Annotated in this window: 13 protein-coding genes; 10 read left to right on the top strand and 3 right to left on the bottom strand. The window is 64.5% G+C overall.

Features of this window, described 5'->3' with window-relative positions; translation table 11 throughout:
* Positions 1–264: 264 nt before the first annotated feature.
* On the bottom strand, positions 265–1,131 hold the full coding sequence (locus tag ACS8YF_RS14580; RefSeq protein ID WP_440850876.1) for a LysR family transcriptional regulator: 867 nt from the start codon (positions 1,129–1,131) through the stop codon (positions 265–267).
* Positions 1,132–1,320: 189 nt separating this feature from the next.
* Here ACS8YF_RS14580 and ACS8YF_RS14585 point away from each other — a divergent pair, with 189 nt between their 5' ends.
* The 3 genes from ACS8YF_RS14585 (at position 1,321) to ACS8YF_RS14595 (ending at position 3,534) form a co-directional block, all read left to right on the top strand.
* Positions 1,321–1,848 carry a cysteine hydrolase family protein gene (locus ACS8YF_RS14585; protein ID WP_440850929.1) on the top strand — a complete coding sequence of 176 codons (528 nt, stop codon included), beginning with the start codon at positions 1,321–1,323 and terminating at the stop codon, positions 1,846–1,848.
* Between the two features lie 302 nt (positions 1,849–2,150).
* On the top strand, positions 2,151–2,381 hold the full coding sequence (locus tag ACS8YF_RS14590) for a hypothetical protein (protein WP_440850877.1): 231 nt from the start codon (positions 2,151–2,153) through the stop codon (positions 2,379–2,381).
* 412 nt (positions 2,382–2,793) lie between these two features.
* Positions 2,794–3,534 carry a VC0807 family protein gene (locus ACS8YF_RS14595; protein WP_440850878.1) on the top strand — a complete coding sequence of 247 codons (741 nt, stop codon included), beginning with the start codon at positions 2,794–2,796 and terminating at the stop codon, positions 3,532–3,534.
* Between the two features lie 118 nt (positions 3,535–3,652).
* Here the strand turns inward: ACS8YF_RS14595 and ACS8YF_RS14600 are convergent, their stop codons facing one another.
* A complete protein-coding gene (locus ACS8YF_RS14600) occupies positions 3,653–4,093 on the bottom strand; it encodes a hypothetical protein (protein ID WP_440850879.1) in 441 nt (146 codons plus the stop codon).
* Positions 4,094–4,243: 150 nt separating this feature from the next.
* Positions 4,244–4,594: a hypothetical protein gene (locus tag ACS8YF_RS14605; RefSeq protein WP_440850880.1), complete on the bottom strand. Its 351-nt coding sequence runs from the start codon at positions 4,592–4,594 to the stop codon at positions 4,244–4,246.
* 67 nt (positions 4,595–4,661) lie between these two features.
* On the opposite strand from ACS8YF_RS14605, the gene ACS8YF_RS14610 reads away from it, so the two are divergent.
* The 7 genes from ACS8YF_RS14610 to ACS8YF_RS14640 all read left to right on the top strand — a co-directional run bounded on the left by ACS8YF_RS14610 (position 4,662) and on the right by ACS8YF_RS14640 (position 13,671).
* The gene (locus ACS8YF_RS14610) at positions 4,662–5,219 is read left to right on the top strand and encodes a hypothetical protein (protein ID WP_440850881.1); all 558 of its coding nucleotides are present in this window, start codon (positions 4,662–4,664) and stop codon (positions 5,217–5,219) included.
* Between the two features lie 535 nt (positions 5,220–5,754).
* Complete coding sequence (locus ACS8YF_RS14615; protein WP_440850882.1) at positions 5,755–6,378, top strand: PEP-CTERM sorting domain-containing protein; 624 nt, start codon at positions 5,755–5,757, stop codon at positions 6,376–6,378.
* A 419-nt stretch (positions 6,379–6,797) separates the two neighbouring features.
* Complete coding sequence (mgrA, locus tag ACS8YF_RS14620; protein WP_440850883.1) at positions 6,798–7,826, top strand: L-glyceraldehyde 3-phosphate reductase; 1,029 nt, start codon at positions 6,798–6,800, stop codon at positions 7,824–7,826.
* Between the two features lie 576 nt (positions 7,827–8,402).
* Entirely contained in the window at positions 8,403–10,172 is a 1,770-nt protein-coding gene (locus tag ACS8YF_RS14625; RefSeq protein ID WP_440850884.1) for a methyl-accepting chemotaxis protein, read from the top strand.
* 308 nt (positions 10,173–10,480) lie between these two features.
* Complete coding sequence (locus ACS8YF_RS14630; protein ID WP_440850885.1) at positions 10,481–11,401, top strand: oxygenase MpaB family protein; 921 nt, start codon at positions 10,481–10,483, stop codon at positions 11,399–11,401.
* Between the two features lie 203 nt (positions 11,402–11,604).
* Positions 11,605–13,026, top strand: a complete 1,422-nt coding sequence (locus ACS8YF_RS14635; RefSeq protein WP_440850886.1) for an amidase — start codon at positions 11,605–11,607, stop codon at positions 13,024–13,026.
* A 159-nt stretch (positions 13,027–13,185) separates the two neighbouring features.
* Positions 13,186–13,671, top strand: a complete 486-nt coding sequence (locus ACS8YF_RS14640) for an N-acetyltransferase family protein (protein ID WP_440850887.1) — start codon at positions 13,186–13,188, stop codon at positions 13,669–13,671.
* Positions 13,672–13,674: the final 3 nt, after the last annotated feature.

Consider the following 13,674-nt stretch of genomic DNA (forward strand, 5'->3'; position numbering starts at 1 on the left):
GGTACTGGTTCAGCCGACCCTTGCCGGCAGATGAAATGGCCCGCTTGCTGGCAGCCAAGGTGGGCGGCTCTGTTTAGAGCCCGGTGCCGCTTTACGCACGCATGTCAAGAAGGCCTTGTGACATGCGCATGCGTGCGGGCGGGCTCGGTTATCTTGGCGATCGCGGATGCTGCGGTGGTTGGCTTGTCGGTGCCTCGGCGTTTGATGTTCGGGCTGTGATCGCGCGCGCAGTAACGCGAACGCGCCCCGGGCATGAAGGCATCATCAAGCAGGCGTCACGGTCACGCCGTCGCACAACGTGGCGGCCAGCCAATCGGCCACCACGCGGACGCGGGGCAGATGGGCCATGTCCTGATGGGTCAGTAGCCAGAGTTCGCGTCCGGCCGGTGTCATGTCGAGCCGACTCAAGCCTGCGACATGATCGCCAATACAGCGCGGCATCAAACAACAGGCGCCGGTCGCCAGGGCCAATTGCACCATGATGCCGCCGCGGTTGGCGCGTGCGATGGTTCGCCGATCGGGAAAATGCGCCGCCAGCCATTGTTGCTCGGGCTTGTCGATGAATTGCTCATTCAGATCCACCCAGGGTGCGCTGTCGGGGTCTGTGTCCGTGGCGGTGGCATAGACGCCGTAGGCGAGATCGCCGAGTCGTCGGGCATGAAAGACGCCGCTTGTCGGGCGTGCCAGGCGCAGGGCGATATCGGCCTCGCGTTGCGCGACACGAAAATTGCGATTCCCGCCGACCAAGTCGAGCCGTAGACGCGGATGGGCCGACAGCAGGCTGTCGACCCTGGGCCCGACGGCGTATTCGAGCACACCATCCACCCCGGTCACGCGGACCACGCCGGCGATCCGTTCGCGCCGCGGTTCCGTCTGTGTCTGAATCAGGGTGGCGGCAAGTCGATCTTCCATTGCCCGGGCGGTCTGCAGCAGGGGTTCGGCGCGCAGCGTGGCGCGCAAGCGCTGACCGTCGCGGCGTAGCAGGGGGTACCCCAGCTGTGCCTCGAGTCGCTGCAGGCGGCGTGCCACGGTGGTCTGGTTGACGCCGATCTCACGGGCGGCGGCGCTCATCGTGCCGCCGCGACAAACCAGCGCCAGGGTTTTCAGTCCTTCCCAATCCAATGTGCTCATCGCGGTTCGTCTGGTCTAGCATCTGCGTATACGCAGAGCATGCCTGCAAACGAACGGATTTGAATTGCCAATCAGCCGGATCATGATGTGCGCTCGCAATCAAGGAGACGAGACATGGCCACACACACAATGCTTGAGATTGCCGGCGCAAGCCTGCCTGTCGGTACGCCGGCAACCGCCGCGTTGATCGTGATCGATGCACAGGAGGAATACCGCAAAGGCGCGTTGCCGTTATCCGGTCTCGCCCCGGCGCTCGAGCACATCGCAGGGCTGATCGCGCATTGGCGCGCTCATGGCGGGACGCTGATCCATATCGCGCATCATGGGGAGGCCGGAGGCCCCATGTTCGATCCCGAGGGGCCGTACGTTTCGATCATGCCGGAAGTCGCGCCGCACGGCGAGGAGCCGGTTGTGATCAAGCGTGTGCCGAGCGCCTTCGGTGGCACCGATCTTCAGGCGCGCCTGCAAGAGCGCGGCGTCGGTCAGGTGGTGCTGGCCGGGTTCATGACGCATGTCTGCGTGTCGACCACGGCGCGGGTGGCAAACGAGTTGGGCTATCCGGTCACGATCGCGGAAGATGCCGTGGCGACCCGTGATCTGCCGCGTGCTGACGGTGACGGGATCTTGCCGGCCGCCGAGCTGCAGCGCGCCGAACTGGCGATGTTGTCGGACATCTTCGCCCGGGTGGTCGCTGTTGACGCGATAATCGCCGCTTAAATTAACCCGGCATGAAAATAGCTTCATGCCGGGTTAATAACGCGAGTATGGGCAAGCATTCTCGCCGCGGCCATCAGCCGTGAAGCCTTTGAAAATAAAAGACGGACAGGCACCGGCTTTTATTTTTGAAGGCGTTGAAAACAGCTGATGAAGTCAGCTGTTTTGATGCCGGATAAATAGTCGGGCTGTGCCCCGGTAACTGCCCCGGCGCATCGCCGTATGCCCAGGGGTGTGGCGCCCCGTGTCGTGCCGGCCGCCCGTTGCGTGCGTCGCGCCTCGAGTGGCGGGGCAGGTGGCCCTGAGTGCACAACCAACGCCGGCGAGGCGTTGAAAAAGATCGCCGGCGCGGGGTTTATTTCAAACGGGGCGACGCGAAGGTCTATGTGACCGGGGCCGGGTTTGCGGCTGACAGGGGCTATCGCGGCGAAGACACGCTTAAAAGCCTCGAAGATTTCTGGCGGGCTTATTTCCAGCGCTCGCATGCCCGACTCGCGGGTTGGGGGCAGCCGGAGCTGATGACCGGCCTGCAGTAGTGTCGAAAGCGGCGTAGCAACAGCGGCGTCGGGGAGCCACGATCGTCGCACGGCCGGCGCGGCATTGAGCAACCCGCGCCAGCGCATGTGGCCCACTCGGACGTGGCGACAGGCGAGGTGCCGTCTGCTCGGGGCGCGCCGGATATGCCGGCTCCATTCCCGGCCAGGCGCGGCCGGTCCGCTAAGGAGTGGTCTTGATTATGTACGACACGCAGCTGGCTGAATACGCCAGGGCATCTTGTCCGCAAATGCACACGAATGAGCGCAAACAAGAAGTGAAGTCAGCGCATTGCTGCTTCACATGCGCGAGCAAGCGCGTCGTCTAGCCTTTGACTGAACTTTATACATAATCAAGCGGGCGGTTGTCCGGGCGGCCGGCGGCGGTCGACGCGCTTCACCTGGCCGGGTCTGTATGGCAGCGTGGGTTGGGCGTACCATCGATCGGGGACTCGCCATTGATGGCGTGGCCGACGCGGGGCCAATGCTCATGAGCCGTTTCATCCATCCATTTTGGCATCACGGTGCGCGCCTCGCCGCGGAGCTCGGCGTCAATTGTGTGCTGCCGCTTTTGATCTACGATCAGCTGGCGCCGACCCTGGGGGATGTGCGGGCGCTGATGGCATCATCGGTGCCGCCGATGCTGTGGGCCATCATCGAGTTCGTGCGGCGACGACGGCTGGATGCCGTTTCCGTCATGGTGCTCGGGGGTATCGCGCTGTCGCTGCTTGCGATGATCGGCTCGGGGTCGGCGCGGTTTCTTCAGCTGCGCGAGAATCTGGTGACCGCACTGATCGGTATGGTTTTTCTCGGCTCGGTGCTGGTCCGGAGGCCGCTGATCTATTATCTCGCCCGGGCCGGCATCGAGCGCAGCGCTCCGGATCAGGCCGCCGTGTTCGAAGCGCTTCGCCACCAGCCGCATTTTCATCGAGCGATGACGGTCATGACACTCACCTGGGGCGTGGGCCTGCTGTTGTCGACCGCCGCGGCATGCGTGCTGGTTTTCTCGGTCAGCATCCACGAATACCTGATCGTCCAGCCCTTCATCGGTTACGGCACCATGGGTTTGCTGGTGCTCTGGACGCTCGGATACCGGCGCTATCTGCAAAAACGCGCCGACTGGGCCGCCGTGCTTGAAAGCGCGCAGGAGCCGTAGCCACGGGCCGGGGCAGATCGGCCGCCACGCTGCCCGGGCGTGAGTGATCGGCCGGCGTGAGCCGCATGTCGGTGCGGCGCCGGTTGCCGGGCGTGTCGTGGCGCTGCAGCTGGGCGCCTTATTGGCGCGGCTCCCGCTCGAATTCCTGCAGTGCACTCATCAGGTCGTCGAGCTCGCCGTCGTGTTCGGCCGCTGAATCGGCCATGGCATCGAGATCGTCGGTCGGGATATTTTCGGTACGGGGCGGCGCCGGCGCGTCGTCTTCGCGGGCTGGCGACGTTCCGGGGGCGCCCGCTCGGGACGGGCCGTTTTGGGCCGCAGGCTGGGTCTTCCCGGGCTGCGATGCCGCGGAGGGCTTGCTGTTCTCGCTGGCCGTTTCGCAGATGCAGGTCTGGTCGTCGGTCCACACGACCTGCGTGATCTCGGCGCGCCACTGCTTGTTGGCGCGTGTGACGATGCGCACGGTGTCGCCCACCTGGACCGGCTGCTGGGTCTTGCAGCCCCAGTTGCCATTGCGCAGTTTGCAGGGGCTGGCTTCGACGAGGTCGTTTTCACTCATGGGTCTTTTACGGCTCGGGCGTTGGTCTGCGATGGATCGGAAGCAACGCTATGGGCATGGGCGGGAAAATTCCAGTCGCGCCCCCGGCGTGCGCGGATCCACGGCTGCGAGCCGCGGAATCGAGGGGTGGCGCGCGGTGGGTTCGCCGCCTCAATGGTCGGCCACATCCCGGCGGGTCCAGTAGCGTTGCATTGCGAGGAAAAGAAACGACGCGCCGAATATGCCGAGCACGATACGCAAGCGATGCCGGACCGGCAGCCGCGGCAAGAGGAGTGTCATGTGATAGCGCAATTCGTAGTGGATACCCCTGACGAGGGTGACCACGACGATAATGCCGAGCACGGCAACCGGCCACAGCGCCTTGTCACGGTTATTCTGCCGTATTCGGCATGCCGGTGCGCGCTGGGTACAGGGGACGACGGCGGCGCCCGCCCTCGCAAGCGGTGCGCGGTCAGCGGCGCATGGCGTGCCGCGCCGCCCGGATATTGCCACCGCGCTCAATGCGGCGTATTCGTTGTTATCGAACGAGGCGGGGTGTTGAACGATTGCGTTGAGCGAGGCCCAACCGATGAAAGCGCCGTTCCCGATAAACGAGCTCGATCGCATGCTCCAGGCCTGTATCGATTTTACCGATCAGCACGAGCCGTACTTCTACTGGGCCCACATTGCCGACCGTTGCGGCATGGGTGACAACGGCGAAGGGGTCCAGCGCATGATCGCCTGGCTGGCCCGGGTTGATCCGGGGCTTTTGGAGGACTGCGGCCACGCGGAGGATAATATCCGCTACTTTCGCCTGGGCGTGGAGGCCAGGCGGGTGATGCGCACGGGCGGGCTCGGGCCGTATTTTCGCAAGAAGTCGCGCGCCGAGTCCGAGGAGAGGGTCCGCAACTGGACGCATATCGGTATCTCCACGCTGGCCGTGGTCGTGTCGCTGTTCGCGCTGAACAAGCCGGCGGCCAATTCGGCCGAGGTCGGACGCTTGCGTATCCAGGTTGCCGACCTGCAAAGCCACCAGGCTCGACTGGAAGCCGCGGTCAGGCAGCTGGCGGCCACGCCCGGCTCGGTGCCGCGGCACGACCGGTCGCCTCCGGCCGCGGGCAGGGCCGCGCCCGGCAGGGTTCTGTAACAAGCCGACGGCCGCCGGATCGGCACGGCATTGCGGCCCGATCCAATGGCATCATCGGCGGCGGGCGCCGCGCCTGTGGTGTCGGCTCGGCTGTCATGTGGCCCGTCAGCTCGATACGTTGGACCATGCCGGTGCCGGATTGTCGGGCGGCCAATAATTCGTTTTGGCTTCGAGGGTTGGCCCGCCCACTCGCCCGACTGAAGGCCGTAATCCGATCAGTACGGCCCGGCCGGGCCGATTCGGGTGATGCCCCGGGCGTCGGGTCATCTTACAGCGTCGTGCTGTGGTGGCGTGGGTTTGCCCTGTCCGCGGTTCGCCCATTCGGGAAAACAAGAGATCGATGCATCGCGCAACCTTATATCATGCTTATATCATATTGTTTTGTTTGTATATTTTCGGGGCGCTTGATTCCGGTCTCCGTCGATACCGATGCCGCACATAAAGTGATCGGTGTTTGGCACATTGCTTGCTCTACGCCCGGGAATGGCGCGCGGTATGCTGCCGCTTCAGCGCCGAAAATTCACGAGGGTTAAGCATGAAAATGTTGCAGTGGGGCGCGCTTGCGTTGTTAGTTCTGGTGTCGGTCAGCGCGAATGCGACGATGATCTCGTCGTCCTATAGCGTTACCGCCAATTCCTCCTATCCGGGGCTTGCGATTCATACGCAGGATTATTCGCACAACCCGTTCAGCTATGACTTGAACGTCGGACAGTCCAAAACGTTCGGTCTGTTCGATATCTGGACAAATGAATACAGCCTGTTGCAGGGGTTCACGTCTGAGCCGATCAGCGTGCAGTTTGGCTTCACGTCGCCGACGAGCGGTCAGGGTACGATCAACGGCCAAACCTACGGCACCTTCACTGGCTTCCTCGACTGGTATCAAGAGGGCGTCGTGCACTGGAATAACCCGCTGAACTTCGCCTTCGGCCCCAACGGCGACGGCCTGATCCAGGTCAGCTTGTCGGACGAGACGTTCAACCGCGGCCTTTGGGGGCTCGACAGTGGCCCCTGCGACGGCGCCACCGTCAAGGCGACGCTGAAGTATGTCTCTGACCCGAGCCCCGCCGATGTGCCGGAGCCCGGCAACTTCGCGCTGTTCGCTCTCGCCTTGGGCCTGCTCGGCTTCGCCGCCTATCGGCGCCGTTCGTTGTCCGAGTAGTACTGCTGCGCAGGCTGCGAATCGGCCGGTGCCCCCTCGGGCGCCGGCCGATTTGTTTTATTAATCCGGCATCAAAACAGCTGGCTTCATCAGCTGTTTTCAACGCCTTCAAAAATAAAAGCCGGCGCCTGTCCGTTTTTTATTTTCAAAGGCTTCGCGGCCAATGGCCGCGGCGAGCATGCGGTCGCATACTCGCGCTATTAACCCGAAAAATCATCTGTTTTTGTGCCGGGTTAATAGCGCATGGCCTGCCTCGGCCGCCGATGCGATCGCCTTCGCTTTGCGTGCGCCGCGCTGGAGGATCGTCGGTGATAGAGTCACCCGACCAATCCTGCATGTAGCGTGCGACCGGCAGCCGCAAGCGTTGGCGAAGATCGATCGGTCGCACGGTGCCTGTGTCGCGAACAGGAGAGCACGCGATGTCCTATACCCCGTCGGAGAGCCGCTACGAGTCCATGGTCTATCGCCGCTGTGGGCGCTCCGGGCTGAAGCTGCCCGTGGTATCGCTCGGGCTGTGGCACAACTTCGGTGAAGACACGCCGCACGAAACCAAGCGGGCGATCTGTCGCACGGCGTTTGATCACGGCATCACGCACTTCGATCTGGCCAATAACTATGGCCCGCCGCCGGGCTCGGCCGAGCGCGCCTTCGGCCAGATCCTGAAGACCGACTTCGCCGGCTATCGCGACGAATTGATCATCTCGTCCAAGGCCGGCTACGACATGTGGCCCGGCCCCTACGGCAACTGGGGCAGCCGTAAGTACCTGATCGCCTCCTGCGATCAATCGCTCCAGCGGCTGGGCGTGGATTATGTCGACATCTTCTATTCGCACCGGGTCGACCCGGAGACGCCGCTGGAAGAGACGATGGGCGCGCTCGACAGCCTGGTGAAACAGGGCAAGGCGCTGTACGTGGGCATTTCGTCCTACAACGCGGAGCGCACGCGCGAGGCCGCGGCGCTACTCGCCGAGATGGGTACGCCGTGCCTGATCCACCAGCCGAGCTACAACATGCTCAATCGCTGGGTGGAGCGCGACGGGCTGGCCGATACCCTGGCCGAAATCGGCATGGGCGCGATCGCGTTCACACCGCTGGCCCAGGGCATGCTCACCTCGAAATATCTCGGCGGTATCCCGCAAGGCTCGCGTGCCACGCAGGGCAAATCGCTGGATCCGGACATGCTCTCGGAGCGGGCAGTGTCGCATCTCAACAAGCTCAACGACATCGCCGGGCGCCGCGGGCAGACACTGGCCCAGATGGCGATTGCCTGGGTGCTGCGCGACGAGCGGATCACCTCGGCGTTGATTGGCGCCTCGCGGCCCGAGCAGGTCGAGGACTGCGCCCGGGCCGCCGACAATCTGTCGTTTACCGCGGCCGAGCTGGACGAAATCGACAACTATGCCACGGACGAGGACATCAATCTCTGGGCGGCGTCCAGCAACGCCTGATACGCCCGGTGTGCGCCGCGCCCGACCCGGGTCTTTAATGGTCCGCAGGCGCGGCGCCGTTATCCCGAATCGATTGCAGACGTCACGAAGCCGAATCTGGCCGACTGGCAATCGCTCGAGCGCGCTGCCGAGCGACATCTACGAAATCAGGGGCCGTGAAGGCCACAGTGGCTGGGAAGTCGAAGTCCGCTTCGATAACGGCACGTCGCCGAAGCACCCGGAGCGCAAGACGCCGAGCCGCGAAGAAGCGGTCCGGGTCGGACGCGAAATCGCCACCATGCGCGACTCCCGATGGTCTCGGGCCGCCCGTTCCCGGCATCGGGGGCGGCGCGGTCTGTTCTTCAGCGTCGGTCTTGATGGTGTCCGATACGCGGCGGGCTGAACAAGCCCGGGCATTGGTCCAACAATGCATGCGAATGAGCGCAAACAAGAAGGAAGATCAAGGCGCTGCTTCAGGCGCACGAGCAGTCGAGACGCTCAAGAAAAAAGCCCGTCCGCCGATACGCGACATATCGGGCAGGCCACCCGGACAAGGTTGTGCCTGTTCTGAACGCGAAGGGAGGAGCTGTGCAATTCTTGTCGAGTGTCAAAGCTAAAATCACCTGGGCCTTCGGGAGCACTATTCTGGCGTGGGTGGTGCTCTGCGCGCTGTCGCTCTATGCGGTGGCACAGCTCAATGCGAAAAACGACGCGTTGTATTCCACGAATCTGCGGGGCGTGAGTGCGCTGGCCGAGACCAGCCAGACCTACGCGACCATGCTGCAGAACGTCCGCGGCCGTCTGCATGCCGGCCAGCCTGGCGACATCAAGGCCCTGGCCGATGAATTGAAGGACGCGCGCCAGACGCTGCAGACTCACTGGAGCGATTATTACCCGGCGCGTGTTTCGTCGCCTGCCGAGCGCAAGCAGGCCGACAAGCTGCAGAAGACGTTCGACAAGCTCAATCCGAAGCTGGACAAGTTCGCGAAAGTGCTGCGCCAGGGCAAGACCTTTCTGGCCAAAGCCTATTACAACGCCCGGCTGTCGCTGCCGCTGACCATCGCCGCGCGCAAGCTCTACGATTTGCGCGATAGCGAAATGGCCGCCGCCAAGCGTGTACACGCCAGAAGCGGGCAGATTGCCCAATGGCTGTCGTTGCTGATCGCGGGCACGTGTGCGGGTGCGCTCCTGGCGGGCGTGATCGTGGCCGTGATCCTGGTGCGTCTGGTGACGCGGCCGCTGGCCCAGGCTCGGCGGTTGGCCGAGTCGATCGGCGATGGCCACCTGGATAACGAGATCGCCCATTCGCGCCGCGACGAGTTCGGCGCCATGCTGACCGCCCTCGGCGGGATGCAGCAGCGCCTGGTCGATACCGTGAGCGACGTCCGGAGCAGTTCGGAGTCGGTCGGCGCCAGCGCGTCCCAGATTGCCAGTGGCAGCGAGGAACTCAATGCCCGGACCCAGCGCCAGGCGGCCAGTCTCGAGCAGACCGCGGCGTCCATGGAGCAGATGACGGCCACCGTGAAGCAGAACGCCGATAACGCGGTCGAGGCGGAAACACTGGCGCGTGATGTGCAGACCCGGTCCGACGACGGCAGTTCGGTGGCGCGCAGCGCCGTGGCGGCCATGGGCGAGATCGACGCCTCCAGCCGCCAGATCACCGACATTGTAAGCCTGATTGAAGATATCGCCTTTCAGACCAATCTGTTGGCGCTCAATGCCTCGGTCGAGGCGGCCCGGGCCGGCGAGCAGGGACGGGGCTTTGCCGTGGTGGCCAGCGAAGTGCGCAACCTGGCCAATCGCAGTGCCAGCGCGGTCGACGATATCAAGGCGCTTGTGGCCGACAGTGCCTCGAAAGTCGCGGATGGCTCCAAGCAGGTCAGCCTGTGCGGCGAAGCGCTGGAGACCATTAATACGCGCATCCACAAGGTGAGCGCGCTGATCGCCGAGATCGCCTCGGCCAGTCGCGAACAGGCCGGGGGCATCGAGCAGGTCAATCTGGCGATCGCCGACATGGATTCGAGCACGCAGGAGAACGCGGCGCTGGTCGAGCAATCCGCCGCGGCGAGCCACGATCTGCAAAGCCGTGCGCAGGAACTGTTCACCAAGATGTCGGTTTTCCACCTGGGGCAGCATGCGCCGACGACCCGCCAGGAACAGCTATCGGACGAGTCGGCCGATGCCGCCCCGGTGCACGAGGACAGGCAGGCTGGGGCCCCGCCTGCGGCGTCTTCCGAGTCTTCGGCGGCGTCCGAGGCGTCCGAGCAGCCCGAGACCCGGCGGGCGCCGACTCGAGCGCGCGAGTCCGCGCAGACACCGGCGGCCGCCGAGCCGGCCGCCGAAGCCGACGAGTGGGCGACGTTTTAGCGCGTTGTCCTCACGGGTATCGATCCATGCTCGTTCCGTCCACCAACGTTAAAGCAAGGCCCTGGCACTCCGCGTGTAATCCGGCGCGCAATGCGCGAGGTCGCGGTTCGTCGACTGTCGGCTTGCGCTGCAACAGGCCCTCGTATCTTGCCGCAGCTGACTGATTCGCGACCCGTCCGCGGTGCTCGGCCGGGTGAGCATCCTGCACAGCCCCCAGGGCGGTAGGGGCGCCCCGGCGAAAGGGACGGTGGGTTATAGTCATTGCCGGATTGTTCTTTCAGTGCGGAGAAACAGGCTTGCGCTCCGGAGTGCCTTGGCTACCTCGTGGCTGGCTCGACCCCATACACGAGCGCGTGCGGGGCTGGATCATCGATACCGTGGCCACGCACGACAAGTTCGGCATCGACTACGATGCGCCGGTCGGCGACCGCGGGCTGTTCGGCCCGGATTCGGTGACATGGAAGATCCATGCCGACTTCCCGGGCATGATGGCCGGCGGTATCGCCGCGCTCATGCTGCAGACGCTGCACCCCCGCGCGCTGGCCGGCGTGTGGGATCATTCACGTTTTCGCGAGGACCCGCTCGGCCGGCTGCGCAACACCACCACCTTCGTGGCCGCGACCAGCTACGCGCCGATGGCCGACGCCGAGCGCCTGATCGATATCGTGGATCGCATGCATGCCCGCGTGGTGGGCGAGACGCCGGAAGGCGAGCCCTACGACGCGCGCGATCCGGAATTGCTGACCTGGGTGCACTGCACCGAGATGGCGATGTTCATCGAAGGCTACAAGCGTTATCGCCGCGCCGCTCTGCCGGCCGGTGCGGAGGATCGTTATTTCGACGAGACGCGCCGCATCGCCGAACGCCTCGGGGCGCGTAACGTGCCGGCTTCGAAAGCCGAAATGACCGATTATTTCGCGGCCATCCAGTCCCAGCTGCGCTTCGACGAACGTTCGCGCGCCACATTGGCGGTGCTCGAGGCGATGGAACTGCCGGTGCCGGTGGCCGGCGTATCGCGCCGGACCTTTCTCGGCGCCGGGGGCGCCTTGTTGCCGGAATGGGCGCGGGTCCACATGGGGCGGACACGGCGCGAGCGGGTGCTCGACCGGGCCGCGGCGGCCGCGCTCGGGCGGGTTGCACCACTGATCCGGGCCGCCATGAGCGAAGGCGTGGCCATGCGTTCGGCGCGGCGCTGCGGCGCCGGTCGCGAGGCGCTGGTCTTCGACTAAGCGCCGATTGGAACAGGTACTACCCGTTCCCGGCGGTCAGTTGTACGGCCGGCTCGGCATGGGCCGGGTGAACGCGGTCGGCGCCGCGTCAGCGGACCACAGGCGCCTGTGTTGTCAAAGGGTTGCGTACCAATACGGATAGCCGGGTTGACATCCGGGCGTTACGGTCAGAATTGATCATTCGACCCGTCGAGCACGACACCATGAGCGATCACGATACCGATCTCGGCCTGATGGACGCCGGCCAGCTGTCCGAACTGTTTGCCTCCGGCGAGGCTTCACCCCTGGAGGCCACCCGCGCCGCGCTCGATCGTATCGATCGCTTCAATGACGACGTCAACGCCTATGTCTACGTCGACCGCGAAGGCGCGGAACAAGCCGCCGCCGAGTCGGCGCGGCGTTGGGGGCAGGGCACGCAACGCTCGGACATCGACGGTGTGCCGGTCTCACTCAAGGATCTGACCGAGGTCGCCGGCATGCCGGCTCGTGAGGGCTCGGCGACGACCGGTACGGCGCTGTGCGAGACCGATGCCCCGCCGGCTGCGCGCCTGCGCGAGGCCGGCGCCGTATTGCTGGGCAAGACCAACACACCCGAGTTCGGCTGGAAGGCGGTGACCGACAACCGTGTGTTCGGCGCCACCTGCAATCCGTGGGACACGCGTCTCACGCCCGGCGGCTCCTCCGGCGGGGCTGCTGCCGCCGCCGCGCTCAATATGGGCGTGCTGCATCAAGGGGGCGATTCCGGCGGTTCGATCCGTATCCCGGCGGCGTTCACCGGCGTGTTCGGTCTCAAGCCGAGCTTCGGCTGGGTTCCCCAGTGGCCGCCGTCGAAGATGGCCACCCTGTCACACATCGGCCCGATCACCCGGCATCCACGTGACGCGGCCCGTATGCTGAACGTGATCGGCCGCTACGATTTTCGCGACCCTTATGCCAAGCGTGGCCAGCCCAATGATTGGGGCGAGGATCTGGCATGTGATCTGCGCGGTCTGCGCATCGCCTATTCGAAAGATCTGGGCTATGCCCAGGTCGACCCGCAGATCGCCGCACGGGTCGCCGAAGCGGCCGAAAAACTGGAAGCTCTCGGCGCCGAGATCGTCGAAATTCACCCGGGTTTTTCGTCGCCGATCGAGGTGTTCCGTCGGCTCTGGTTCACTGCCTCGCTCGCGGTCTGGGCGCAATGCGACGAAGCGACCAGGCAGTTGCTGGATCCGGGCCTGGTGCGCAATGCCCGGAAGGCCGAGCGTTGGAGCGCGCTCGATCTGTTCCAAGCGTTCGACCAACGCGCCAAGCTGACCCAGCAATTGGAACATTTCAACCAGGACTATCATCTGCTGATGACGCCGTCGGTACCGATCGAGCCGTTCGAGATCAATCACGAAGTGCCGCCGGGCAGCGATATGACCGACTGGGAAGAATGGGCGCCATTCTCCTATCCATTCAATATCAGCCAGCAACCAGCGGCCTCTATCCCCTGCGGTTTCACGGATTCGGGGCTGCCCGTGGGCTTCCAGCTCGCCGGCGGCATGTTCGATGACATTCGCGTGCTGCGCGCGGCCAATGCCTACCTCGATGCGTATCCCGCGCGTTTGCCGCGCGTACCGGATCCGGCGCTTGACGGCTGATCGAACCGCTTGGCCGGGAGCGGAGAGTCTGGTCGCGCGCCGGCAGTGATGATCGACGTCACCTGCCGTGGCGTATACCACGCGATGCCTCCGGCTCGCGCTTTTGTCCGGTTTCCGGATAATGGGGCGCCTGATTGTCTGTTTCCGAGTCCCGCAACGATGTCTGAACTTGTGATTCGTCCCGCCGAACCCGCCGACGCCGAGCGTATTCTCGGCTTCATACGGGAACTGGCGATCTACGAAAAAGCCGAGCGTGAAGTCGTGGCCACGGTCGACGATATCCGCGAGCGTCTGTTCGGTACGGGTGCCACCGTGCATGCCCTGATGGCCGAGGTCCAAGGCGAGCCGGTTGGCTTTGCGGTGTATTTTCTCAACTTTTCGACCTGGCTCGGGCGCCACGGGATCTTTCTGGAAGATCTCTATATCACGCCCTCGGCGCGCGGCCAGGGCCATGCCACCCGGCTGTTGCGCCATCTCGCGCGCATGGCGGTCGAGTACGGCTATGGCCGCTTCGAGTGGAACGTGCTCGACTGGAACGCGCCGGCGATCGCTTTCTATGAGTCGATTGGCGCTACCCCGCAGAGCGAGTGGATCGGTTATCGGCTGGAAGGTGAGCGTTTGAAGGCGTTCGCCAGCGGCGCCTGACCG

The sequence above is a fragment of the Salinisphaera sp. SWV1 genome (genome assembly GCF_052044155.1).
Classification (GTDB): domain Bacteria; phylum Pseudomonadota; class Gammaproteobacteria; order Nevskiales; family Salinisphaeraceae; genus Salinisphaera.